The 25,368-nt window shown below is 67.1% G+C and carries 16 protein-coding genes; 15 read left to right on the top strand and 1 reads right to left on the bottom strand.

Translation table 11 applies throughout. The annotated features are described in order from the left end of the window. Positions 1-112: 112 nt before the first annotated feature. The 11 genes from IPK66_09685 to IPK66_09635 all read left to right on the top strand — a co-directional run bounded on the left by IPK66_09685 (position 113) and on the right by IPK66_09635 (position 16,414). Positions 113-1,003 (top strand): FAD binding domain-containing protein, encoded by an 891-nt coding sequence (locus tag IPK66_09685; GenBank protein MBK8175506.1) that lies wholly within the window; start codon positions 113-115, stop codon positions 1,001-1,003. After that, positions 1,000-3,816 carry a molybdopterin-dependent oxidoreductase gene (locus tag IPK66_09680; protein ID MBK8175505.1) on the top strand — a complete coding sequence of 939 codons (2,817 nt, stop codon included), beginning with the start codon at positions 1,000-1,002 and terminating at the stop codon, positions 3,814-3,816. The genes IPK66_09685 and IPK66_09680 overlap by 4 nt, the downstream gene beginning before the upstream one ends. Beyond that, a complete protein-coding gene (locus tag IPK66_09675) occupies positions 3,809-5,347 on the top strand; it encodes a 6-hydroxynicotinate reductase (GenBank protein ID MBK8175504.1) in 1,539 nt (512 codons plus the stop codon). Before IPK66_09680 ends, IPK66_09675 begins: the two co-directional genes overlap by 8 nt. Positions 5,348-5,371: 24 nt before the next feature. After that, a complete protein-coding gene (locus IPK66_09670) occupies positions 5,372-6,331 on the top strand; it encodes a UPF0280 family protein (protein MBK8175503.1) in 960 nt (319 codons plus the stop codon). A gap of 16 nt (positions 6,332-6,347) precedes the next feature. Beyond that, positions 6,348-6,935, top strand: coding sequence for an amino acid synthesis family protein (locus tag IPK66_09665; protein ID MBK8175502.1), 588 nt, complete (start codon positions 6,348-6,350; stop codon positions 6,933-6,935). A gap of 79 nt (positions 6,936-7,014) precedes the next feature. Further along, entirely contained in the window at positions 7,015-8,244 is a 1,230-nt protein-coding gene (locus IPK66_09660; GenBank protein MBK8175501.1) for an ABC transporter substrate-binding protein, read from the top strand. 799 nt (positions 8,245-9,043) lie between these two features. Then, positions 9,044-10,024: a caspase family protein gene (locus IPK66_09655; protein ID MBK8175500.1), complete on the top strand. Its 981-nt coding sequence runs from the start codon at positions 9,044-9,046 to the stop codon at positions 10,022-10,024. Positions 10,025-10,607: 583 nt separating this feature from the next. Further along, complete coding sequence (locus IPK66_09650; protein ID MBK8175499.1) at positions 10,608-12,494, top strand: ABC transporter permease; 1,887 nt, start codon at positions 10,608-10,610, stop codon at positions 12,492-12,494. Next, complete coding sequence (locus tag IPK66_09645; GenBank protein MBK8175498.1) at positions 12,491-13,270, top strand: ABC transporter ATP-binding protein; 780 nt, start codon at positions 12,491-12,493, stop codon at positions 13,268-13,270. Before IPK66_09650 ends, IPK66_09645 begins: the two co-directional genes overlap by 4 nt. Next, on the top strand, positions 13,270-13,971 hold the full coding sequence (locus tag IPK66_09640; GenBank protein MBK8175497.1) for an ABC transporter ATP-binding protein: 702 nt from the start codon (positions 13,270-13,272) through the stop codon (positions 13,969-13,971). Before IPK66_09645 ends, IPK66_09640 begins: the two co-directional genes overlap by 1 nt. Before the next feature lie 283 nt (positions 13,972-14,254). After that, positions 14,255-16,414 carry a Tar ligand binding domain-containing protein gene (locus IPK66_09635; protein MBK8175496.1) on the top strand — a complete coding sequence of 720 codons (2,160 nt, stop codon included), beginning with the start codon at positions 14,255-14,257 and terminating at the stop codon, positions 16,412-16,414. A gap of 156 nt (positions 16,415-16,570) precedes the next feature. Here IPK66_09635 and IPK66_09630 read toward each other — a convergent pair whose 3' ends face one another. Continuing rightward, on the bottom strand, positions 16,571-17,764 hold the full coding sequence (locus IPK66_09630) for an amidohydrolase family protein (protein ID MBK8175495.1): 1,194 nt from the start codon (positions 17,762-17,764) through the stop codon (positions 16,571-16,573). A 197-nt stretch (positions 17,765-17,961) separates the two neighbouring features. Between IPK66_09630 and IPK66_09625 the strand changes: the two genes are divergently transcribed. The 4 genes from IPK66_09625 to IPK66_09610 all read left to right on the top strand — a co-directional run bounded on the left by IPK66_09625 (position 17,962) and on the right by IPK66_09610 (position 25,305). Further along, the gene (locus IPK66_09625; GenBank protein MBK8175494.1) at positions 17,962-19,566 is read left to right on the top strand and encodes a GH3 auxin-responsive promoter family protein; all 1,605 of its coding nucleotides are present in this window, start codon (positions 17,962-17,964) and stop codon (positions 19,564-19,566) included. 136 nt (positions 19,567-19,702) lie between these two features. Further along, positions 19,703-21,016, top strand: a complete 1,314-nt coding sequence (locus IPK66_09620) for a glycosyltransferase family 4 protein (protein ID MBK8175493.1) — start codon at positions 19,703-19,705, stop codon at positions 21,014-21,016. A 267-nt stretch (positions 21,017-21,283) separates the two neighbouring features. Further along, a complete protein-coding gene (gene lysA, locus IPK66_09615) occupies positions 21,284-22,630 on the top strand; it encodes a diaminopimelate decarboxylase (protein MBK8175492.1) in 1,347 nt (448 codons plus the stop codon). After that, positions 22,627-25,305: a TIGR02302 family protein gene (locus tag IPK66_09610; protein MBK8175491.1), complete on the top strand. Its 2,679-nt coding sequence runs from the start codon at positions 22,627-22,629 to the stop codon at positions 25,303-25,305. The genes lysA and IPK66_09610 overlap by 4 nt, the downstream gene beginning before the upstream one ends. Positions 25,306-25,368: the final 63 nt, after the last annotated feature.

Here is a 25,368-nt window from a genome sequence, read left to right as displayed (position 1 = left end):
AAGCCACTCCGGGAGAAACTGTTGCCGATCCGCCGTCATGCAATTGACAACTGCGCATCAATGGGTGTGAATTTCGCAATCGCACACCAACCTTAGCACCAATCTCATTTGCATGGCGGCCGGCCGGCGGCTGCACACGAGGTCTGGCGAGTTGGCAAACTATCTTCGAGCAGAATCCGCGGACGAAGCCGTCGGTATCCTTGCGCGCGGCGGCTGGACCGTGGTTGCCGGGTGCACCGATTACTACTGTTCCCCGTCGTCACGTCCCCTCGCCGACGACGTACTCGACGTCACCGGTCTTGCCGACGCGCGCGGTATTGCCGACGCCCAAGATCACTGGCGCCTCGGCGCATTGACGACGTGGTCCGAGATCGCCGGCTCCAACGATCTTCCGGAGCTGTTCAGCGCTCTGCGCCATGCCGCCCGCCAGATCGGCGGGGTGCAGATTCAGAACGCCGGAACCATCGGCGGCAACCTGTGCAACGCCTCGCCCGCCGCCGACGGCGTGCCGCCGCTGCTAGCGATGGACGCCGCCGTCGAACTGCGCAGCGCCACAGGCATGCGTGTGCTGCCCCTTGCCGATTTCATCCGCGGCAACCGGCGAACGGCGCTGCAAGCCGGCGAGTTGCTGACCGCGATCCTCATCCCCAAACGCATCGCCCGAACCGCCAGTGTCTTTGTGAAGCTCGGCGCGCGGGCCTATCAGCTTATCTCGATCGTCATGGTCGCCGTCGTCATCGAGGCGGACGCAGAAGATCAGGTGAGCACGGCCGCCGTCGCTGTTGGGGCCTGCTCCACGGTGGCGCAGCGCCTGCCAGAGTTGGAGATGGCGCTCATCGGCCGCTCGCTGGCAGGCCCCCCGCTCTCCACTGCGCTCACCGCTCGGCATCTGGGCGCGCTTTCGCCGGTGAGCGACGTGCGCGCGACGGCGCAATACCGCCGCGATGCCGCAGCGACCCTGGTTCGCCGCGCCCTCGATACGGCACAGGACCGCCTGCGATGAGAGGCGAGAGCGAAGCCCCCAGCCTCATTCTCAGCATCAACGGCGAACGGATCCCGATTACGGCACCGCCGATGCGCCGGCTGAGCCAAGTGTTGCGCGAGGACCTGCGGCTGCTCGGCACCAAGGTCGGCTGCGATGCCGGCGACTGCGGCGCCTGCACCGTGCTGCTCGACGGCATACCGGTCTGCGCCTGCCTGACCCCCGTGGGTCAGGTGGCCGGCCGCCCGATCGTCACCGTCGAGGGATTGGCGGGAGCCGCCGGGCTCGGCGGCAACGCGCTCACCTGCCTGCAGCGCGCGTTTCAGCACCACGGCGCGGCCCAATGCGGCATCTGCACGCCCGGCATGCTGATGGCGGCAACGGCGCTGCTCGAGCGCCGCGCCCGTCCGGACGAGGCGGCGGTCATGGACGCGCTGGGCGGCGTCCTCTGCCGCTGCACCGGCTATCGCAAGATCATCACCGCCGTCTGCGACGCCTGGCGCTTCGCCGATGTGCCGCCGCCCGCGGCGGACACGGCGAACAGCAACACGGCGGACGGCATCGTCGGCGCCCGCGCCGCGCGCGTTGACGGCATCGCCCGCGTCGACGGCACCGAGCGCTTCGGCGATGACGTCGCGCCCGCCGATGCCCTGGGGCTGACGATCGTCCGCTCCCCGCATGCCTCGGCAAGTTTCACCATCGGCGATACCGCAACGGTTCTCGCCCGCCACCCCGGCCTCGTGCGGGTGCTGACGGCAGCGGACGTGCCCGGGGTCAATGTCCATGGCGTGATCGCGCCGATGCGCGACCAGCCGGTGTTTGCCGATGGCGTCGTCCGCTTCGCCGGCGAGGCGATCGCCGCGGTGATCGGCAGCGCCGAGGCGATCGAGGCCTTCGATGCTGCGGACTTTCCGGTGACCTGGGAGCCGCGTCCTGCCCTGCTGAGCATCGACGATGCGCTCGCGCAGGATGCAGCATTACTGTTTGCCGGACGTCCGGACAACGTGCTCGTCCGCGGCTACGTCCATAAGGGCGACGTCGACGCCGGGCTTGCCGCCGCCGCCCACATCCGCGAGGGAACGTTCGAGACCGCCTACGTCGAACACGCCTACATCGAGCCGGAAGCCGGCTTCGCCCGGCGGACCGGCGACGGCATCGAGGTCCACGTCACCACCCAGACCCCGTACATGGACCGGGAGGACGTTGCCCGCATCCTCGGCATTGCCGACGACAAGGTGCGCATCGTGCCGACCGCCTGCGGCGGCGGCTTCGGCGGCAAGCTCGATCTGTCGCTGCAGCCTTACATCGCCATTGCCGCCTGGCTGCTCGACCGGCCGGTGCGTTGCCTTTACTCCCGGCGCGAGTCGATGCAAAGCACGACCAAGCGCCACCCCGCACGCATGCGCGTGCGCATCGGCGCCGATGCCGCCGGCCAACTGACGGCGATGATGTTCACCGGCGACTTCAATACCGGCGCCTATTCCTCGTGGGGACCGACCGTCGCCAACCGCGTTCCGGTCCACTGCTCCGGCCCCTACTATTTTCCGGCGATCGTGGCCAGCACCCGGGCGGTTACCACCAACCTCGTGCCGTCCGGCGCCTTTCGCGGCTTCGGCACCCCGCAGGCGGCGATCGCCACCGAGGCGGTGCTCGACGAACTCGCCGACGCCCTCGGCCTCGATCGGCTGGAGTTCCGCGTCAAGAATGCCATTCGCGCCGGCGATACGACCGCGACCGGCCAGAGGCTCGAAGCCAGCGTCGGCATGGCCGCATGCCTTGAGGCGCTGCGCCCGGCCTGGCAGACAGGGCGCGAGGCGGCGCGGCGCCATAACACCTCTTCGCCGACGGGACCGGGTCGGACGCGCCGCGGCGTCGGCATCGCCAGCATGTGGTACGGCTGCGGCAATACCTCAATGTCCAATCCGTCAACGATGCGCGTGGCACTGAAGGCGGACGGCACGCTCGTGCTCTACCAGGGCGCCGTCGACATCGGCCAGGGCTCGAACACGGTTCTGGCGCAGATTTGCGCCGAAACCTTGGGCGTGCCGCTTGACCAGATCACCCTCGTAACCGGCGATACGGCCCTGACCCCGGATGCCGGCAAGACTTCGGCGTCCCGGCAGACGTTCATCTCCGGACGGGCAACCCGGCTCGCCGCCACATCGCTGCGCACCGATATCCTGCGCCTCGCCAACGCCACACCGGATGCCTGGCTCGAGATCGTCGGCGCGGCGCTGGTGGTGCACGACGGCGTGCGGGCGCAGACGATCGATCTTTCTGTGCTGCCGGCCGATGCAAACGGACACGTGCTCTGCGGCGAAGGCACCTTCGATCCGCCGACAACGGCGCTCGACGAGAACGGTCAAGGCACGCCGTACGCGACCTACGGCTTCGGCGCACAGGTGGCGGAGGTGCTGGTCGACCTCGACCTCGGCACGGTCAAGGTGGCGCGGATGACCGCGGCACACGACGTCGGCCGGGCGATCAATCCGATGCTTGTCGAAGGCCAGGTCGAAGGCGGCATCGCCCAGGGCCTCGGCATGGCACTGATGGAGGAGTACGTTCCCGGCCGTACCGACAACCTGCACGACTATCTGATTCCGACCGTGGGCGATGTCCCGATGATCGAGACCATCCTCATCGAGGACCCCGAGCCGCTCGGTCCGTTCGGCGCCAAGGGCGTCGGCGAGCCGGCGCTGATCCCCACCGCCGCGGCGATCCTCAATGCCATTCGTGATGCCACCGGCGTGACCATCCGCCGCACCCCGGCGACACCGGACCGGGTCCATGCCGCGCTGCGGGCGGCGGGCAGGATCGATGGCGCCGATGGCTGAAGCCCCGGCGACGTCTGAAGCACCGGCGGCGCTCGTCGTCTGTGACGCCTGCCCGGTGCGCTGCCGGATCAAGCCTGGCCAGCCCGGTGCGTGCGATCGCTACGCCAACCTCAGCGGCACGCTGGTCCGCGTCGATCCGCTCATCGTCGTTGAGCGCACGCTCGCCCGCGACGGCGCGATGGTGCCCTTTCTCGGCGATCCGGACTGGGAGGAAGGCCGGCTGCTGCGGACTGCCGACCAGTACATCAATGCCGAGCGATTCGTCACCGGAATCGGCGCGGGCACGACGTATCCGGATTACAAGCCGGCGCCGTTCATCGTCGCCGGCACCTACGACGGCGTCGACATGGTCACCGTGGTGACCGAGGGGATCTTCAGCTACTGCGGCGTCAAGCTCAAGATCGACACCGACCGTCATATCGGCGCCGAGACCGCGACGGTGCGGGCCGGCGGCGAGCCGGTCGGCCACGTGACCACCGCCGAATACGGCTCGCAGATGCTGTCGATCGGTGGCGTGCGCCACCTCACCGGCGGTGGCAAAAAGGAAGGCACCGTCACCTGCGAGACGATGCTCAAGCTGTGCAACCGCGAGCCAGTCGAGCTTGCCATTGACGGCGGCTCGACGGTGATCGTGGCGGCCGGCGCGGCGCCGGTCGTCGATGGCATTGCCGAGGAGCGCATGCGCGTCGGCTGCGGCTCGGCGACGATCGGCATGTTCGCGCCGGCGTGGAAGGGCAAGGTCGACGAGGTCGTCGTCGTCGACGATCACATCACCGGCGTGCTGTCCGAGCACGAGGCCGGCAAGTTCCTCGGCATCGCTCCCAGCGGTATTTACATGCGCGGGCGGCGCTCAACGCCGGGGCGCTACTTTCGCGTCGCCGAACCCGGCAGCGGCTGGGGCGGCACCGACATCACCGATCCGCTGACCATTCTCGGCCCCCACAACCCCAAGGTCGCCCGCCCCGGGCAGACCCTGTTGATGGTCAGCACCACCGGCGAGGACGCCGCCTACTTCGTGCTTGACGACGCACTGGCCCCGGTGCCGGCGGCAATGCCCACGGACCTTGCCGAGACCGTCGCGTTGATCCGCGAGAATTGCGAGCCGGCGCTGTGCTCGGTGGTATTCATGGCCGGTGCCGGCGGCTCCCTGCGCGCCGGCGTCACCCGCAACCCGGTGCGCCTGACCCGCTCGGTCAAGGACGCGCTTGTCTTCGTTTCCAGCGGCGGCGCGCCCGCCTACGTCTGGCCAGGCGGTGGCATCACTGTCATGGTCGACGTCGCGCGCATGCCGGAGCGGGCGTTCGGCTGGGTGCCCACGCCGGCGCTGGTCGCACCGATCGAGTTCACCATGCGCCTTGCCGACTATGCCGCGCTCGGCGGCCACGTCGAGTCCGTCGTCCGCGCCGACAGCCTCGCCGGTACCTTCGCCGGGGGGCGCGACGGCGAAGAGCGGCTGCGCGCCGTCGGCTGGAGCGCCGACAACCCCTGGCCCCTCGCCCGTCAGCACTTTCCGTGGAGCGGGCGTCCGTGAGGCGCCGACTGTGAGGCGTTGGTGGTGAGCGGGCCACAGGTTCACCGGCTGACCGACGGCCGGCTGCATCTGCAGCATGGCCCCATCGATCTGATCATCGACGCCGAGGGCGCACCCGGCGAGATCGCGGCAGCATTCGCGCAAGCGGCCGGCCGCTTTTGCACGGTTCTCGACGAACTGGTCGCTGAATTGCCGCTGCTCCGCCGCGGCCTCGACCAGGATCCGCCTCGGCCCGAAGGCACGATCGCCCGATGCATGGTTCGCGCCTGCGCCCGCCATCGCGGCGTGTTCATCACCCCGATGGCGGCGGTGGCCGGCGCCGTCGCCGACGCCGTCCTCGGCGCGCTCGCCGAGGGGCGGACGCTGACGCGCGCCTACGTCAACAATGGCGGCGACATCGCCCTGCTGCTGGAACCCGGCACCGTCTACGACGTCGGCCTTGTCGCCGACGTGCGTCAGGGAGAGATCGTCGCCCGGGCGCGGATCGACGCATCGCAGCCGGTGCGCGGCATCGCCACCAGCGGGCAGGGCGGGCGGAGCCTATCTCTCGGCATCGCCGACGCCGTGACCGTCCTCGCCGCCGACGCCGCCGATGCCGATGCGGCGGCGACGCTGATCGCCAACGCCGTCGACGTCGCCAGCCCCGCCGTCGTCAGAAAGCCGGCAAGCATGGTGCGCGAGGACAGCGATCTCGGCGATCTGCCGGTGGTGATTGCGGTGGGCGCTCTCAGCGGCGATGATATCGCCCGTGCGCTCGACTCCGGGAAGGCAGTAGCCGAACGGATGCGTGCGACAGGGTTGATTGAAGCCGCCTTCCTGGCTTTGCGCGGCCGCCACCGGATCGTCAGCAGGCCGTTGCACTGCTTTGCCGCCGCGCCAACGGGCGAGGCGGAGCAGCGGGCGGCGATTTCACCCTCGTCGTCCGACCTGTGCCTGACGGCGGATTTAGGCCCCCGGCACCTGACGGCGGATCTGCGCCCCTGAGAAGAAACGGTCACCCATGTACAACGCCAAGATTCGCAAGCTGGTCGTCATCGTCGAGGAGACGCGCCGGGAAATGGGCAGCACCATCGTGCCGCCGGCCCGCAAGGCCGCGGCGATCGCGGTGATCGAAAACCCGTGCGCCGGCCGCTACGTCGAGGATCTGGAGCCGCTGATGGTCATCGGCGAAGAACTGGGCGGCCTTTTGGGTGAGCGGGCAGTGGCGGCGCTCGGGGTCGAGCCGGCGCGCATCGAGAGCTACGGCAAGGCGGCGATCGTCGGCGAACACGGTGAGCTCGAGCACGCCGCGGCGATCCTGCATCCGCGCCTCGGCGGGCCGCTGCGCCGGGCGGTCGAGAGGGGCGCGGCGCTGGTGCCGTCGGCGAAGAAGACCGGCGGGATCGGCACGCCGATCGACGTGCCGCTCGGCCATAAGGACGCCGCCTTCGTGCGCAGCCACTTCGATGCCATGGAAGTGCGGGTGGCCGACGCTCCGCGCGCCGACGAGATCCTCGTCGCCGTGGTGGTCACCGACAGCGGCAGGCCGCTGCCGCGAATCGGCGGCCTCAGCAAGGAACAGATCACGGGTAAGGACGGGCTTCGCTGAGCCGCCGGCACGCGCTCAGGTCCGAACGCCCTCGAATGCGACGCACCCCCGAAGCAAAAACGGGACTGAGCAGGAAGGGATGACAGCCATGATCGATCGCCGCGCCCTGTTGGGGCTCGCCGCCGCCGGGATCGCCGGCACTTGGCTCGCCGTGCCGTTCGCACCGCGGGCCACGGCCGCCGATGCCATCCGTATCGGCGAGATCAACAGCTATTCCGGCCTTCCCGCCTTCACCCTGCCCTACCGCAACGGCTGGATGCTGGCGCTTGAGGAAATCAACACCGCAGGCGGCGCCCTCGGCCGGCCGATCGAGGTCGTCTCGCGCGATGACGCCGGCAAGCCGGGCGACGCGCTGACCGCCGCCAACGAACTAGTCGCCCGCGAGGGCGCGGTGCTGCTGATGGGCACGTTCTTCTCGCACGTCGGCCTCGCCGTTTCCGACTTCGCCAATCAGAAGAAGATCCTGTTCATGGCCGCCGAGCCGCTCACCGACGCGCTGGTCTGGGAGAAGGGCAACCGCTACACCTTCCGCCTGCGCCCGTCGGTCTCGATGCAGGCGGCGATGCTCGCCGAGGAAGCCGCCAAGCTGCCGGCCAAGCGCTGGGCGAGCGTCGCCCCGAACTACGAATACGGAAAGTCGGCGGTCGCCGCCTTCAAGGACGCGATGGCCAAGAAGCGCCCGGACCTCGAATGGGTCGCCGAGCAATGGCCGACCCTGAACAAGATCGATGCCGGCCCGGTGGTCGGCGCTCTCGCCCAGGCCAATCCCGAGGCGATCTTCAACGTCACCTTCGGCGCCGATCTCGCCCAGTTCGTCCGCGAGGGCACGACGCGCGGGCTGTTCGCCGGCCGCGAGGTGGTCAGCCTTTTGACCGGCGAGCCCGAGTACCTCGATCCGCTCAAGGGCGAGGCGCCGGTCGGCTGGCTGGTCACCGGCTATCCGTGGTACGCGATCGACACACCCGCCCATAAGGCGTTCCTCGACGCCTACCAGGCGAAATATGCCGAGCCGCCGCGCCTCGGCTCGGTGGTCGGCTACACCACCCTCAAGGCGGTGGCCACGATCATCGCCAAGGCCGGCTCGACGGAGACCGAAAAAATGATCGCCGCCGCCGAGGGCATCGAGGTGGCAACGCCGTTCGGGCCGATCACCTTTCGCGGCGCCGACCACCAATCGACCCTCGGCGCCTTCGTCGGCCGCACCGCGGTCAAGGACGGCAAAGGCATCATGGTCGACTGGCACTACGCCAACGGCGCCGCCTACCTGCCGCCCGAGAGCGAAGCCAAAAAACTACGCCCGACCAACTGATTTTCTCGGTACCCGTAAGGTCAGCGGGCGAGACGCGCCAAATGGCGGCGAGTCACTCAAAATTGCGCTTTTCGCCATCAAGAGACATGGCGGGTGCCCGAAAGCGGCGGCTGCAAGCGTCGAGATTCGGCAACGAGCGGAAACGAGCAGTATACGGCACAGCCAGGCTTCCGGTTACGGGGAGTGTTTGTTACTTTACTCTCGTTTGGGGTACGCACCGCGCTCGTTCGATATCAACCAGCGGTCCGCATGCACGAAGGCACCGGCGGGCACCCGCTCAAGGAGCTCTTCGCGCTCTGGCGGGCGACTGCTTCGCCGCTGGTGTCGGCTGTGCGTGCCGCATGCGACCACGGCACATGCAGTATACGATCATTTTGTGCAGCATTATCTAAAAAGGGGGTGAGGCTAAATGGCCGAGAAGAAGGTAATTTTCGTAGCGTTCGCGATCGAGGACAAATCCGCCAGAGATTTACTGAAGGGCCAATCGTTAAGCACCAGAACGCCCTTCGAGTACGTCGACATGTCAGTCAAGCAGCCGTACGAGACTGAGTGGAAGGAACGTGTGCGGACGAGAATCAGGCGCTCCGACGGCGTGATCGCTCTCATTAGTAAGAACTCCCTGACCTCTAGCGGGCAAGAGTGGGAGATCGCATGCGCCAAAGAGGAGAGGATCCGGCTTCGAGGCTTGTGGTGTTACACGGACGACCGAACTAATGTTGTTGGAGTCAATACGGTGGTTTGGACGTGGGAAAATGTCGCCTCATTCGTCAACTCCCTATAATATCACGTGATCTCAGTGATGAAGAAGGCGCTGGTTGTCGGTATCAACTACTACGAAAATATTAAGCCGCTATTCGGATGTGTCTACGACGCTAACGCAGTTAAATCTATTCTTGCCCGAAACGCTGACCGCTCAGTAAACTTTGACGTCAAATTTCTGAGTGCCGTACCTGTCGGCGGAGGTGTCACTCGGACAAAGCTCCGGGAGGCGATCAAGGAGCTCTTCGGGGGTAACGATGAGATTGCGCTATTCTACTTTGCCGGGCACGGGTACATAGAAGCATCGGGAGGCTACCTGTGCCCCTCAGACTGTGATACCGGCGATGATGGTATTCCGCTCGCCGAGATCATGACGTGGGCGAACCAGTCGAAGGCTAAAAACAGAATCATCCTTCTTGACAGTTGTCATAGCGGCATAACGGCCGCGAATTCGCTTAGCGGCGTAGCGGAGCTTGCTGAGGGCGTGACCATTTTGACTGCTTCGACGGCCGAACAATATGCGGTGGAGGAAAACGGGTCTGGGATCTTTACCAAGCTGCTAGTTGACGCGCTCGGCGGTGCGGCGGCGAACCTTGTCGGCGAGGTGACGCCCGGCAGCGTTTATGCGCACATCGATCAGTCGCTCGGACCGTGGGCACAGCGGCCGGTCTTCAAGACGAACGTGAAGACGTTCGTATCACTCCGGAAGGTGAAGCCGCTCCTTGATCTCGCCGACCTTCAGCGGATCGTGGAGCTGTTTCCAGAGCCCGACTACGAGTACCGGCTTGACCCATCCTTCGAACCGGAGCGGAACGAGGCCGATAAGAATGGTCCCGGATACATCCCGCCAGACCCTGATAAGACAGCGATCTTTGCAATCCTCCAAAAGTATAACCGAGTAAACCTTGTTGTTCCCGTTGGGGCTCCGCACATGTGGCACGCAGCCATGCAAAGCAAGGCTTGTAAACTAACCGTCCTTGGCGAGCATTACCGCCGCCTAGTGGACAAAGGTTTGATTTGAAAATGGATCGAGGGGCCATAGAGAGTCGATTATCAAAGGTAATCGAACAGCTTGCAAGTATAGAGCACCAACGTTGGTCTCATTGGCAGCAGTACCTGCATGAAAAGTGCACAAAGAAGGATGATGGCTCTCTGGTTATTCCGCCTCATTTGGTCGACCATTGGCAGAAGCAGATTGCCACACCCTACGAGCAACTCTCAGAGGTGGAGAAAGAGAGTGACCGCGAACAAGTTCGGATGTATCTGCCCACGATCATAGGCGCACTTGCCACCAAATAGTGCGCGGTAGGTGGATTCGAAGCGAAGTCCGTTGCATGCGTGTAGCCGCTTCAAGTTGTGAGTCACTCCTCGCTTACGACAGGTCAATCTTCGTTTGAGAACTGCCTCTTCGGTCTCGATGCGGAGCACAGCGGACGGGAACGCAGACTAACCCAGCCCAGTCGAAGTTGGGATAACGCACCGGATCGCGATGGAACGTACAAACGGCGAAACGGGAACGTCACCCGCCCGGCCCGGGCTTGACCGCGGCGCCGGGGTGGGGCAACAGCATTGGTGATCGTCACGTCAATCGCGGATGCTGCGTTTTGGACTTTCTCGTCGTCCAGGTTCTCAACGGGCTGGCCAGCGCCTCGGCGCTGTTCCTTGTCGCCTCGGGCCTGTCGATCATCTTCGGGGTGACCCGCATCGTCAATTTCGCCCACGGCTCGTTCTACATGCTGGGGGCATACATCGCCTACTCGTTGAGCGAGCGTCTGACCGGCGCTGTGCCCGGTGGCTTCTGGGCGGCGCTGCTGCTCGCCGCGCTTGCGGTCGCCGCGCTCGGCGGGCTGATCGAGATCACCCTGCTACGCCGCATCTACCGCGCGCCCGAGTTGTTCCAGCTCCTCGCCACCTTCGGGCTCGTGCTCATCGTCGAGGACCTGGTGCCGATGATCTGGGGACCGCAAGACCTGCTGGGGCCGCGCGCGCCGGGGCTCGAAGGCGCGATCGACATCCTCGGCACGCCGTTTCCCGCCTACGACCTGGTACTGATCGCCCTCGGGCCGCTCGTCCTTCTCGGCCTCACAGTCCTGTTCCGCTGGACCCGCTGGGGCGTGCTGGTGCGCGCCGCCACCGAGGATCGGGAGATGGTCGCCGCGCTTGGCGTCCGCCAGGGCTGGCTGTTTACCGGGGTGTTCGTGCTCGGCGCCTTCCTCGCCGGCCTCGGCGGCGCCGTGCAACTGCCGCACGCCTCGGTCAACCACGCGATGGACCTGCAGATCATCGTCGAGGCCTTCGTCGTCGTCGTGGTCGGCGGGCTCGGCAGCGTGCCCGGCGCCTATCTCGCCGCGGTGCTGCTCGGCGTGCTCAACGCCCTCGGCATCGTCGTGCTGCCGGGCGTCAGCCTCGTCCTCGCCTTCGTGGTCATGGCCATCGTCCTCGTCGTCCGTCCGTGGGGGCTGCTCGGCCGGCCGGATGCTGCGGCGGCGCGATCGCCGACCGTGGTCGACGAAACCGCGTCGCTCCGTCCGATGACCCGCGGGCGTCGGGATACCGTCTTTGTCCTCGCCCTGATCCTCGCGCTGATCCCCGCTTTCGCCGGCCCTTACGTCGTCGGCGTGATCAGCGAGATGCTGATCCTCGCGCTGTTCGCCACCAGCCTGCACTTCCTGATGGGCATCGGCGGCATGGCCTCGTTCGGACATGCGGCCTATTTCGGCCTCGGCGCCTATGCGGCGGCGCTGGCGACGACGCACCTCGGCGCGCCGATGCCGCTCGCCCTCGCCCTCGCGCCACTGACGGCGGGCGCCGGCGCCATCGTCTTCGGCGCCTTCTGTGTGCGGCTGAGCGGCGTCTACCTCGCCATGCTGACCCTGGCCTTCGCCCAGATCGTCTGGTCGGTAGCCTTCCAGTGGTACGACGTCACCGGCGGCGACAACGGCATCCTCGGCGTCTGGCCCGCCGCCTGGGCGTCCTCACCCAAGGTCTTCTACTACGTCGTCCTCGTCCTTACCGGCTCCGGCATCGTCGCCTTGCGCCGCTGCGTCTTCGCGCCGTTCGGCATGGGGCTGCGCGCCTGCCGGGACGCGCCGATGCGAGCGGACGCCATCGGCGTCGATCGCGCCCGCTTCCAGCGCCGCGCCTTTCTTCTCGCCGGCGCCTTCGCCGGGCTCGCCGGCGGCGTCTACGCCTTCCTCAAGGGCAGCGTCTTTCCCGATGTCCTCGCCATTCCCTTATCGATCGAGGGGCTGGTGATGGTGCTGCTGGGTGGCGTGCAGACACTCAGCGGCCCCGTCGTCGGCGCCGGCGTCTATGACCTGCTCCAAGTGAGCCTGTCGACGTGGACCGACGCCTGGCGGCTGATTGTCGGCCTCGTCATCGTCGCCCTGGTCGTGGCCTTTCCGCGCGGCATCGTCGGCTATGCCCGCGAACGCCTCGCCCCGCTCCTGGAGACAGCAGACGGCGAGCCGCCCACCACGGGCAAGCGATGATGCTGCTGAGCGTGCGCGGCCTGAAGAAATCGTTCGGGGGAATCGATGCGGTCGCCGGCATCGACTTCGACCTCGCGGCGGGCGAGATCCTGGCGATGATCGGCCCCAACGGCGCCGGCAAGAGCACCTGCTTCAACATGCTGATGGGTCAGCTTCGCCCGGATGCGGGCACGATCGCGCTCGACGGCCGCCCGATCGCCGGGCTCTCCCCGCGGGCAATCTGGCGGCGGGGCGTCGGCCGCACCTTCCAGATCACCCAGACGTTCACCACGATGAGCGTCATCGAGAACGTGCAGACGACGCTGCTGTCGCACCATGGCCGGCTGCTCTCGCTACGGCCCCGCGCCGCGCGCCTTTATCTCGATGAGGCGCTCGGCCTGCTGGCGCGGGTGGGCATGGCCGACCAGGCCGAACGGCCGTGCGGCATCCTTGCCTATGGCGATCTCAAGCGGCTCGAGCTTGCGGTGGCGCTGGCCAACGAGCCACGTCTGCTGCTGATGGACGAGCCCACCGCCGGCATGGCCCCGGCCGAGCGCGTCGAGCTGATGCGCCTTGCCGCCGCCATCGCCGGTGAGCGGCGCATCGGCGTGCTGTTCACCGAGCACGACATGGACGTCGTCTTCGGCCATGCGACCCGGGTCATGGTCCTCGATCGCGGCCGGATGGTGACCGTGGGCGCGCCGGCGGCGGTGCGCGCCGACCCCGAGGTCCGCGCCATCTATCTCGGCGAGGATGACGGCGGTGCATCAAGTCCGCTGGCGCGCGGCGGGTCGTGATGCTCGAAGTCCACCGCCTCGACGCCTTTTACGGGCGGGCGCAAATTCTCTTCGATGTCTCGCTGACGGTGGCGCCCGGCGAGGCGCTGGCGCTGCTGGGCCGCAACGGGGCCGGCAAGTCGACGACCTTGAAGGCGATCCTCGGCCTGGTGCCGCACCGGCGCGGCCACCTCGTCTTCGCCGGGCACGACATTTCCGAGGCCTCGACCGGCGCCGCCGTCCGCCTCGGGCTCGGCTGGGTACCGGAGGACCGGCGCATCTTCGCCGGCCTCAGCATCGAGGAAAACCTCGCCGTCGGCCGTCAGTTGCCCCGGGTTGGAGTGCCCCACTGGACGGCGGAGCGTCTCTACGACCTCTTTCCCAAGCTCGCGGATCTGCGTCGACGCCCTGCCGGGCGAATCAGCGGCGGCGAGCAGCAGATGTTGACCATCGCCCGCACCCTGATGGGCAACCCCCGGCTGATCATGCTCGACGAGCCCTCGGAGGGGCTCGCGCCGATCGTCGTCGATGCCATGGTCCATGCCACGATCGCGATGAAGCGCGCCGGCCTCGCCATCCTGCTCGCCGAGCAGAACCTGCGCTTCGCCCGCGCCGTCGCCGACCGCGCCTGCATCATCGAAAAGGGCCGTATCCGCTGCGAAGGGGCGATCGACGCCCTTCTCGCCGACGAAGCCGCCGCCCGCGCCTACCTCGCCGTGTGATCCGCGCGCGGTTCCCCTCTCCCGTCGACGTTACCCGCCGGGGTGCGAACGATCCGGTTGCAGGTTTGGCCCGCCAGTCAGCCCTCGTCACGCCGCAATGTTTACCTGTTGTCAACTCTCGTCGGCGTATCACTGCAGCGCAATCCGCGTACGGACAGGGCTCGCAGGGCCGAAACGATCGGACGCGCTCCAGTCTCGCGCCCGATACTCAGGTTCGTGGCGCGGCGAAATCAACGCACCGCCTTGCGCCGCCAAACGCAAGCTGGCGATCGAGGATACATGGATGGCGCGAGCCCTGAGCATCACCGATCACGAATCCCACTTCCCCGACGGCGAACTGCTCGTCTCGCGTACCGATCCCAAGGGGCGAATTGTCTTCGCCAATCAGGAATTCATCAAGATCAGCGGCTATTCCGAGAGCGAGCTGATCGGCAAGCCACACAGCCTCGTCCGTCACCCGCACATGCCCAAGGCCGCGTTCGCCGATTTGTGGTCGCGAATCAAGGCCGGCGGCTCGTGGGAGGGGCTGGTCAAGAACCGCACCAAGGACGGCGGCTTCTACTGGGTGCGCGCCAATGTCGCGCCGATGATGGAAAATGGCGAGATCACCGGCTTCGTTTCCATCCGCACCAAGCCCAGCCGCGCCGACATCGCCGAGGCCGAGCGCGTCTACGCGCAGATGCGCGACGGCACGCTAAAGGGCTGGGGTCTGCGCGGCGGGCGCATCGTCCGCTCGGGCTGGCGCGGCCGGATCGAGCAGTTCTGCGCCAGTCTCGGCGGCCGTCTGATCATCAGCTTTTCCATGATGTTCGCCATGCTGCTGGTGACCGCCTGGGTCGGCCTCGCCGGCATGCTGAATGCCGATTACCATCTGAAGTCGGTGTTCGAGGACCGGACGGTACCACTGTACCAGCTCAGCGATATGACCGATCATATGCGCGATAATCTGCACCTGCTGCAGATGGCGGAGATCAGGCTCGACGAGAACGTCGACCCCGCCGAACTCACCCCGCTGTTCGATGAGATCAGGGCCAATGCTAGAAACATCGACGGGACGTGGGATGCGTACATGGCGACCTACCTTACGCCGGAGGAATCGCGCCTCGCCGCACAGTTCATCTCCGAGCGTGACCGTTTTGTCGACGAGGGCCTGAAGCCCGCAATCGAGCTGGCGCGCGCAGGCGACCTCGACGGGCTGCGCAAGCATTTCGTCGCCAAGGCCGCTCCGCTCTTCAGTGCTGCCGTCGCTACAAATCTCAAGCTGCGCGACCTGCAGCTCCGCGTCGCACAGGAAGAATATGCTGACGCTGCGTCCGATCGGAACGCACGCGAAATTATCGCTGCCTGTATCGTCGCAGTGTGCGCCATCGGCATCGTCGTCCTGTGGCGGATGAACAAGGCCACCATCCAGCGGCCGCTCGACCAGCTCGAAGCGGCGTTCGCCGCGCTCGCCGCCGGCAATTTCGCCGCCGATATCCGCATCGCCCGTGTCCCTGAGTTCTTCCGCGCCACCAATTTCCTGCGCACGATGAAGGTCAAGCTCGCATACGGGATTCAAGAGCGGGCGGAAATGCAGGCAGCGGCGGATCTTAAACGGCGCGAGGATCTCGATCGCATCGCCAATTCACTCAATGAGCGGCTGCGCGGCGTCATCGATGGCATCGGCAACTCGTCGGGAACCTTGCTCAACGAGGCCGAGGGTCTGGCCGGCAACGCCGAGCATACCCGTCGCCAGGGCGAATCAACCAGCGAGACGGCGATCGAGGTCGCCGGCAACGTCGAGAGCGTCTCGGCGGCAACCCAGGAGCTGAGCGCCTCGATCGGCGAGATTGCCCGCAACGTCGCCGACACCGCGCGGATCTGCCAGGAGGCCGTGCAGCAGGCGTCGAGTACCGACGAGATGGTTCGCAGTTTGTCGGAAGCGGCGGGGCGCATCGGCGATGTGGTCAATCTGATCAACTCGATCGCCGAACAGACCAATCTACTCGCCCTCAACGCCACGATCGAGGCGGCGCGGGCCGGTGATGCCGGCAAGGGGTTCGCCGTCGTTGCCGGCGAGGTCAAGAACCTCGCCAACCAGACGGCGCAGGCGACCGGCGACATCAACAGCCAGATCGCCGATATCCAGGCGAAGACGAGCGGTGCCGTCGGCGCCATCCAGGCCATTCGCGAAACCATCCAGAAGATCGCCGAACTGTCGACGACCCTGGCAGCCGCGGTCGAAGAGCAGGGCGCGGCGACCGACGAGATCGCCCGCAACGCCATGCAGGCGGCTCAGGGCACCGACGTCGCCTCGCAGAACATGTCGAGCCTGAACGCGGCGGCATGCGAAACCGGCGACCGGGCGAAGCACATCCAGAGTGCCGCCGTCGCGCTCAAGGGCGAGGCCGAACGCCTCGACCAGACCGTGCGCACCGCCGTCAGCGAGATCCGTGCCGCATAGCCATACATCGCGGCGAGACGCCGCATAGCCACACATCGCGGCGAGACGCCGCATAGCCACACATCGCGGCGAGAGCCTTCCAATCCCGGCCGGCGGGCGTCCATGCCCGTTGGCCGGGAGGAACTGGTTACCCGGACAATCGAAGCGATCTCTGGTTCAAAGTATTTCCGGAACGCGGTCGGCGGGCGGCGTATTGCGGCTGCGCCCGGCGCGGACGATGCCGTCGACTATGACCATGCCGATGCCAGGCAGATCGCCGAGGGCGACGCTCGCAAGAAGGTCCGCCCCGGCGGAATGCTGCGCCCGGTCCATCAGCACCAGATCGGCGTCCCGCCCCACCTCGATCAGTCCGCAACTCAATCCGCGAATGCGCGCGGTATTGCCGGTGGCGAAGGCGAACGCCACTTCGGGCGCGATTTCGCCGAGGCTCGCCAGCATGGCGATCATGCGCAGGATGCCGAGCGGCTGCACGCCCGAGCCAGCCGGCCCGTCGGTGCCGAGTATCACCCGCTCGAGTTGTCCCAGTTCCTTGGCTGCGCGCAGCGCCACCAGCGCCGAGCGTTCATTGCCGTTGTGAACGAGCTCGATCGCCCGATCGCAGCGCTCGCACAGGCAGCGGATCTGCGCGTCCGGCAGCGCCGTATGGCCGCCATTGATGTGGCCGATGACGTCGGCGTCCGCCGCCAGCACGACGTCGGCATCGATCAGCCCGGAGCCCGGAATCGAAGGTCCGCCGGTGTGGATGGTGCTGCGGATGCCATACTTGCGCGCCCAGGCGACCATTTGCTGTGCCTCGTCGCCGGCCTTGACGCTGCCGAGGCCAACTTCGCCGAGCAGGCGCACGCCCGCCGCTGCCAGCTCGGCAAAATCGCTCTCAACCATCCCCTGTTCGAGTACCGGTGCGCCGGCATGCACCTTGACGCCTGCCGGGCGAAAGCCGGTGAATGCGCGCTGCGCGGTGATCGCCAGAGCCTTGACGCCGATGATGTCGCGCGGCCGTCCCGGCAGGTGCACCTCGCCCGCCGAGATCATCGAGGTCACCCCGCCATTGAGCGAACTGTCGATCCAGCCGAGCTGGTTCTGCCGCGGCGTCCAGTCGCCGAACACCGGATGCACGTGGCTGTCGATCAGTCCCGGCGCGAGGACCGAGCCCTTGGCGTCGATGATGACATCCGCGCCGTGTCCATCGATGTCCTTCGCCCGGCCGACGGTAGTGATCTTGCCGTCCACGCACAGCACCGTATCGGCATCGAGAATCGGGCGTGCGAGATCACCGCTGAGGATCAGACCGATGTTGCGGACGACGAGCGCATGCGGGGTGCCTGAAAGCATCGGAGCGGAATCGGCCATCCGTGGGGGTCTCCTTGCGGTCTGCAGTCTTAGCCTTATGCCGCAGGTGCGGCTGCTCGACCTTACGCCGCAAGAGCGGGTGCTCGCGAGCGCTTCGCCAGTCCTTGTCACTGTCTGTAACAAAACGTGAGTTGGTCCTGCGAGCCCGGGAACCTTAGAAGCCCCTGTGGGGCAACCCATATTATGTCAGGAAGCCAATGAGCACGCCCGCCTTCAGCTCCTCGCCCACCTCCGCGCCTCCGGCCCGCGCGAAGCCGGTGCCGTTCGCGGCAACGCCGCTGCTGCGCGCGTACGCGTGGAACCGCTGGCGCGCCCTCGCCGGTCAGGATGCCGTCGAGGCGCAGCGCCGGGAGCTGCTGAAGCTGGTCCGCGCCGCCGAAGCGACAAAGTTCGGACGCGATCATGGCTTTGCCAATATCCAAAGCGTCGCCCACTACCAGGTTCAGGTCCCGCTGCGCACCTACGCCCAGCATTGGGACGAGTACTGGAAGGACGCGTTTCCGCGCATGGTCGACTGTACCTGGCCCGGTACCATGCCCTACTACGCCGTCTCCTCGGGAACCTCGACCGGCAAGGTGAAATACATTCCCTGCTCCCAGGCGATGGTCGCCTCCAACAAGAAGGCGGCGCTCGACATCTTCGTGCACCACCTGCGCAACCGGCCGCACAGCCATGTCTTCGACGGCAAGTCGTTCGTCCTCGGCGGCTCGACCGACCTCAAGGAGCAAGCGCCGGGCGTTTTCAGCGGTGATGTCAGCGGAATTGCCGCCAAGAACGTGCCGTGGTGGATTCGCAGCTGGTACTTCCCGCCAAAGTCGCTGACCTTCCTGACCGACTGGGAAGAAAAGATCAACAAGCTGGCACCGCAGGCGCTGACGGAGGACATTCGCTTCATCTCCGGAGCGCCCGGCTGGCTGACCTTGCTATTCGAAAAGCTTGTCTCGCTCAAGCCGCGCTCGGGTGGACGCATCGCCGAGATCTTCCCCCAGCTCGAGCTGATCACCCACGGCGGGGTCAGCCTCAATCCCTACCGCAAGCGCTTCGAGGCGATGCTCGAGGGCAGCCGCGCCGAGCTGCGCGAGGTTTATCCGGCGAGCGAGGGTTTCGTCGCCGTCGCCGACCGGGGACCGCAGGAAGGTCTGCGCTTGATCGCCGATAATGGCCTGTTCTACGAGTTCGTGCCCACCGCCGAGGTCGGCTCGGCCAACCCGACGCGCCACTGGCTCGGCACCGTCGAGACCGGCATCGACTACGCTATCGTGCTGACCACCTGCGCCGGCCTGTGGAGTTACCTCATCGGCGACGTCGTCCGCTTCGTCGACCGCGCACCGCCGCGCCTGATGATCACCGGGCGCACCGCGTACATGCTCTCCGCCTTCGGCGAGCATGTCTCGGGGGAACTGATCGAGACCTGCGTTCTGGCGGCGGCGGACGAGATCGGCGCCGCGGTCAACGAGTTCTCCGTCGGCACCGCCTTCAGCGACGCGGCGGCAAATGGTCAGAGCGAGCTCGGTCATCACGTCTACGTCGTCGAGTTCGAGCCCGCGATCAACGAGCCCGACCGGCTCATGGCGTTTACCCGGGCACTGGATAAGGACCTCGCCCGCCGCAATGAGGACTACGACGAGCGACGGGTGATTGCCGGCGGCGTCGGTGCACCCGTTGTCCATGCCGTTGCTCCTGGCACCTTCGCCGCGTGGATGAAGAGCCGCGGCCGGCTCGGCGGACAGAACAAGATCCCCCGGGTGATTCCCGATCCGGCGCTGCTCGACAACCTGCTGGACTTCATCCGCCGTCCGTAATCGCTACCGCATCCAGGATCGCGCGCCCGCACGTTTTCAAAGCTCCTTGCCGCCGACGCTGGCCGCGTTCGTGGCGCGGGTTGGCGGCTGGGCGCGTGCGGGGTATCTTCGCGGCTTTGCGGAGGAATCGTTCGGCATGCGGGTGCTTTTCGTCCACCAGAATTTCCCGGCCCAATACCTGCATCTGGCGCCGGCGCTGGTCGCGCGCGGCGACGAGGTCACGGCGCTCGCGATCGAGAATCAAAAGCCAATTCCGGGCGTTCGAATTCTCCACTACAAGCCGAAGCGCAGTTCGAGCACCAACATCCACCCCTGGGTGGGCGACGTCGAGACCAAGGTCATCCGCGGCGAAGCGGCGGCGCAGGCGGCGACGGAGCTGCGCGCCCGCGGCTTTTCACCCGACGTGATCTGTGCTCATCCCGGCTGGGGCGAGGCGTTGTTCCTCAAGGATGTCTTCCCGCAGGCCCGGCTGCTGTCGTTCATCGAGTTCTATTACAAGGCGGAGGGAGCCGACTTCGCCTTCGATCCGGAATTCAGCGAGGACGAGGTGACCGGCCGCTGCCGCTTGCGCATGAAGAACGCCAACTCCCTGCTCAACCTCGATGCCGCCGACTGGTGCGTCACGCCGACCGAATGGCAGCGCTCGACGGTGCCGGCGCGCTATCGCGAGCGGATGACGGTCATTCACGACGGTATCGATACCGCGCGGGTCAGGCCCAGCGCGACCGCGGTCGTCCGCCTGGCCAAGAGCGGCATCGAGCTGCGACCGGGGGATGAGGTCATTACCTTCGTCAACCGCAACCTCGAGCCTTATCGCGGCTTTCATATCTTCATGCGGGCGCTGCCGGAGATCCTGCGCCGCCGGCCGAACGCGATCGTGCTCATCGTCGGCGGCGACGAGGTCAGCTACGGTCGCCGGCTGGGCGAAGGCGAGACCTGGCGGCAGAAAATGATGGCCGAGGTGGGCGATCGCATCGACCATGAGCGCGTGCGCTTCGTCGGGCGCATTCCTTATGCCGACTTCGTCTCGATGCTGCAGGTCTCGGCGGCGCACGTCTATCTCACCTACCCCTTCGTCCTGTCCTGGTCGCTGCTGGAAGCGATGGCGGCCGGCTGTCTCGTCATCGGCTCGGCGACGCCCCCGGTTGAAGAGGTGATCCGCGACGGCGAAAACGGACTCCTCGTCGATTTCTTTTCGACCGCCGATCTGGCTGCCGCCGTCGATCGGGCACTGTCGCACCCCGATCGTATGGCGGATGTGCGGGCGCGGGCGCGGCAAACGGTGATCGATCGCTACGACCTGCAGACATACTGCCTGCCGCGACACGTCGCGCTGGTCGATGCGCTCGCTGCCGGCCGCACGCCGTTCGACCTCGACGCCGAGATCACCACCGGAGCCAGCAGGCTCACGGCCGGCGCGACGGCGCAGCCGGCCGCTCTCGGTGACTGACGCCCCGTTCGTGCTTTCCATCTCGCCACATCGCGCGCGAGACGGCATAGTGCGGGGCATGAAGATAAGACACGCGCCCGCGATCCGCCATCTGCTGCTCATCGTGTTGATTGCCGGCCTCACGCTGCCCATGTCCGCATGCGGGCGCGCCGGACAGCCTGAACCTCCGCCCGGCGCGGACTATCCGCGCACCTATCCGCAACACTGAGCGGTCGAGGCTGGAGGGCAGAGGCCAAAGGCTGACGGGTAGAGCAGAGGGCAGACGCTTTGGACCATTTCCGCTATCGGGATTCCTGCCTGTTCGCCGAGGACGTCTCGCTCGACGTCATCGCCGCCGACGTCGCGACCCCGTTCTACGTCTATTCGACGGCAACCGTGGAAAGGCACTACCGCGTCTTCGCCGAAGCACTGGCGGCTTTCTCGCCCACGGTCTGCTATGCGGTGAAGGCGAACGGCAACCTTGCCGTCATTGCCACGCTGGCACGCATGGGCGCCGGCGCGGACGTGACCTCCGGCGGCGAACTAGCGACGGCGCTCGCCGCCGGCATTCCCGCCGAACGAATCGTCTTTTCCGGCGTCGGCAAGTCATCGGAGGAAATGCGCCAGGCGCTGCGCGCCGGCGTCCTGCAACTCAATGTCGAATCCGAGGCCGAGCTGGAGAGCCTCGATGCGATCGCGCGCTCGCTGGGCGTTCGCGCCCCGGTGGCCCTGCGGGTCAATCCCGATGTCGACGCGCATACCCACGATAAGATCTCGACCGGCCGTCAGGAGGACAAGTTCGGCATCGAATGGACGGCCGCCCACCGGATCTACGCGCGGGCGTCGGCCCTGCCGGGACTTGACGTCGTCGGAGTTGCCGTGCACATCGGCTCGCAATTGACCGATACTGGCCCCTTCCGCGAGGCGTTCGCGCGCGTGCGCGATCTCGTCGCCATGCTGCGCGCCGACGGTCTTTCGATCCGCACCCTCGATCTCGGCGGTGGCCTGGGCGTGCCCTACGGCAACGAGGGCCTCGACGTGCCCGAGCCGCGCGCGTATGCGCAAGCGGTGGCCGAAACCGTTGGTGACCTCGGCTGCCGACTGATTTTCGAGCCGGGACGGATGATCGTCGGCAATGCCGGCGTGCTCGTCACCCGGGTATTGCGCGTTAAGGAAGGCGCGATGCGCACGTTCGTCATCGTCGATGCCGGCATGAATGACCTGATGCGCCCCGCCCTCTATGATGCCTGGCACGCGATCGTGCCTGTGCGCGCGCCGGCTGAGGATACACCGCTGCGCACGGTCGACATCGTCGGGCCGGTGTGCGAGACCAGCGACACCTTCGGCACCGGCCGGCTGCTTGCGGCGGTGTCCGCCGGCGACCTGCTGGCGATCAGGACCGCCGGGGCATACGGGCGCTCCATGGCCTCAGCCTACAACGCCCGTCCCCTTGCTCCTGAGATCCTCGTCCATGGGCGGCGATGGGCGGTGGTGAACGAGCGCGTGACCGTCGAACAGATGCTCGCCCGCCAGCATCTGCCCTCCTGGCTCACCGCTGGGCCAGACACCCGACGTGACAAGACGGATGATCTGGCCATGGAACCTGCGGCTGTCGCGGCCGGCCGCTCGCGGTGAGCGCCTCGGCGGGCAAGCCTCCTGAAGGGTCTGCCGGCAAGCCGCCGGAACCGGCGCTCCAGGGCGTGCCCGCCCGGCGCTATCGAATTCTCCTGGCGCTTGCCGGCGCCGCCGTCGTCTGGGAGCGATTGTGGCCGCGGCTATGGCCGACCGCCTGCGTGCTCGGCGCTTTCGTCGGACTGGCGCTGCTCGACGTTCTGCCCTCGCTTGCCGATTGGCTGCACACCGGAATTCTCGCCGTCTTCACCGCGGCGTTCGTGACCGCGATCGCCTGGGCTTGGCCGGCGATGCGCCGGGCCGGACATCCGGTGGCACGGGCCCGTCTGGAACGAGACAGCGGCCTTGCCGATCGTCCGCTACAAGCGCTTGAGGACGGCCTAGCCGCCGGGCGCGCCGACCCGCTGGCACGGGCGCTATGGCTCCGCCATCAGCACCGCATGGCGCGCAGGATCGGAACCCTGAGCGTGCACCCGCCCCAATCCGATATCGCCCGCCATGAGCCCTGGGGCGTGCGCGCCGGCGTCGTCCTGCTGCTGGCAATCGGCGTTGCCTCCGGCCACGGCGATGCGGGCGCACGCTTGTTGCGCGCCCTCGATCCCGGGCGTGCCGCCGGGGACCGTGCGTCGCTCGTCGAGCTGTGGATCACGCCGCCTGCCTATACCGGCGGCGTGCCGATGTTCCTATCCTCCGCCCCCTCCTCCCCCACTGCCAGTGGTAGCGCTGCGGCAGCACCCGACGACCCCGCCTCGGCCGGGCCTTCGCCGTTGCGGGTTCCCGCGGGCAGCGCCGTGCTGGCGCGCGCGTCTGGTATCGGCTCGGCTCCGACGCTGATGGCGGGCGAGGCCGCGGTGCCGTTTACCACGCTTGCGGGTAAAGCATCCGGGTTGCAGGCATGGAGTGCCGAGACCACGCTCACCGTCGGTACGCGCCTTGCCGTGCGCGACGGCTGGCGGACGATTGCCAACTGGCCGATTAACGTCATTCCCGATGCCGTGCCTGTGATCACCTTCGCCGCCCCGCCCGCGCCAGCCGGCAACGGTCTGCTCGGGCTCGCCTATAAGGCGCACGACGATTACGGCGTCAATGACGTAACGGCGGTGATCGACGATGCCGAAGTGCCCGCCGCCGACGCGGAGCCCGGCAAGGCGCCCGCTGCCGGCGCGGCGCCCGGTGATGTCCTGCGCGTGCCGCTGCCCGTGCCGGCCCCGTCGGCAATCGAGGTCAGCGGCAGCTCCATCCAGGATCTCGCCGCCAGTCCGATGGCGGGACAGGCGGTGCGCATACACCTGGAAGCAACGGACGCCAAGGGACAGGTCGGTCGCAGCGACGAGACGACCTTGATGCTGCCGGAACGCACGTTCTCGCATCCCGTTGCCCGTGCCCTCGCCGGCCTGCGCAAGCAGCTGTTCACCCCCTCGCCCGCTATTCGAAGCGCGGCGCGCCAGGAGCTCTCCACCATCGCTGCGGTACCAGCGGCGTTCGCCGGCGATACGACCGTATCGCTGACGCTTGCCGTCGCCGCCGCGCGGCTTCACTACGACGAGAGTGCCGCAGCGGTGCCGCAGGTGCGCGATCTGCTGTGGGAAACGGCGCTTCGCATCGAACAGGGCGGTGTGCCGGTTGCTGAACGCCGGCTCGACGCAGCCCGCCAGCGACTGAACGAAGCGCTGCAGCGCAACGCGCCTTCGGCAGAGATTGACCGGCTGATGGACGAATTGCATCAAGCGCTCGATCAGTATCTTGCCGCCGCCGCGGCGGAACTCGCCCGCCGTGACGAGAAGCCCGCACCGCTCGATCCGCAGCAGTCATTGCTGCACGCGCAGGACCTTACCGACATGCTGGAAAGCGCGCGCCAACTCGCCCGGACCGGCGGTCGCGAGGCGGCGATGCGAATGCTCGCCGAGATGCAGCATGCGCTTGATGCCCTGCGGTCTGGCCTGCGTCAGGCCCCGAATCCGGACATCGCCACCGCACATGCCTTGATGCAATCGCTCCGCGACCTTGCCGCGCGCCAGCAGTCGCTGCTCGATGAAACCTTCAGGCGGCTGCGCGCCAGCGAGCCATCCCCGACCAATGCCGAGCGCAACGGCGCGGACGCCGCGAGGCTAGGCACGGATCGCCGGGCACCAGCGCCGAACGGTGCGAACGGCATGCCATCACCGCAGAAAGGCGCGAATAAAGGTGCGAACAGCGGCACCGGCAAGGGCGATTCACGTGACCAGCAGGCACTTCGCAGCGATCTGGGTGCGCTGATGCTGAACATGGATGAGTTTCTGGGCGAGATCCCGCCTCCGCTCGGCGACGCTGACAGGGCAATGCGCGGCGCCATCGAGGCGCTCGACAAGCGTCACCCCACAGATGCCCTTAACCAGCAGAGCCGGGCGGCGGACGCGCTGTCCCGGGCGATGGACGCGGCGAGTGAGGCGATGGCCCAGCGTATCGGTGGGATGATCGGGGTGGCGGGCCCCGGGAGCGACAGTGGGGGTGAGCAGGACATCTTCGGTCGCCCGCCCGATGGCCGCCGGGGCCTTGCAACCGGCACGCTCGATATTCCCGAGCGCTCTGAAACGCACCGGGCGCAACAGATCCTCGGCGAACTACGCCGCCGTGCCGCCGAACGCTCCCGCCCGCAGTCCGAACTCGACTATATCGATCGCCTGCTCAAGCAGTTCTGAATTGCCGTAAGGCGACGCCCCATGCCGCGCGGGCGGCTGTCGCGACTCGTCGACGTCCTTAAT

Source organism: Rhodospirillales bacterium (assembly GCA_016712595.1).
In the GTDB taxonomy this organism is placed as follows: domain Bacteria; phylum Pseudomonadota; class Alphaproteobacteria; order Rhodospirillales; family Defluviicoccaceae; genus Defluviicoccus.
Note: the sequence above shows the minus strand (reverse complement) of the source record. Positions and strands in the feature narration are given on the sequence as shown.

What these genes read in the sequence shown, in the direction of transcription:
- IPK66_09675 (MBK8175504.1), top strand. Translation starts at nt 3,809, where the DNA reads ATGGCTGAAGCCCCGGCGACGTCTGAAGCACCGGCGGCGCTCGTCGTC.
- IPK66_09620 (MBK8175493.1), top strand. Translation starts at nt 19,703, where the DNA reads ATGCGGGTGCTTTTCGTCCACCAGAATTTCCCGGCCCAATACCTGCAT.
- IPK66_09665 (MBK8175502.1), top strand. Translation starts at nt 6,348, where the DNA reads ATGTACAACGCCAAGATTCGCAAGCTGGTCGTCATCGTCGAGGAGACG.
- IPK66_09685 (MBK8175506.1), top strand. Translation starts at nt 113, where the DNA reads ATGGCGGCCGGCCGGCGGCTGCACACGAGGTCTGGCGAGTTGGCAAAC.
- IPK66_09660 (MBK8175501.1), top strand. Translation starts at nt 7,015, where the DNA reads ATGACAGCCATGATCGATCGCCGCGCCCTGTTGGGGCTCGCCGCCGCC.
- IPK66_09635 (MBK8175496.1), top strand. Translation starts at nt 14,255, where the DNA reads ATGGCGCGAGCCCTGAGCATCACCGATCACGAATCCCACTTCCCCGAC.
- IPK66_09645 (MBK8175498.1), top strand. Translation starts at nt 12,491, where the DNA reads ATGATGCTGCTGAGCGTGCGCGGCCTGAAGAAATCGTTCGGGGGAATC.
- IPK66_09630 (MBK8175495.1), bottom strand. Translation starts at nt 17,764, where the DNA reads ATGGCCGATTCCGCTCCGATGCTTTCAGGCACCCCGCATGCGCTCGTC.
- IPK66_09655 (MBK8175500.1), top strand. Translation starts at nt 9,044, where the DNA reads ATGAAGAAGGCGCTGGTTGTCGGTATCAACTACTACGAAAATATTAAG.
- IPK66_09625 (MBK8175494.1), top strand. Translation starts at nt 17,962, where the DNA reads ATGAGCACGCCCGCCTTCAGCTCCTCGCCCACCTCCGCGCCTCCGGCC.
- IPK66_09640 (MBK8175497.1), top strand. Translation starts at nt 13,270, where the DNA reads ATGCTCGAAGTCCACCGCCTCGACGCCTTTTACGGGCGGGCGCAAATT.
- IPK66_09680 (MBK8175505.1), top strand. Translation starts at nt 1,000, where the DNA reads ATGAGAGGCGAGAGCGAAGCCCCCAGCCTCATTCTCAGCATCAACGGC.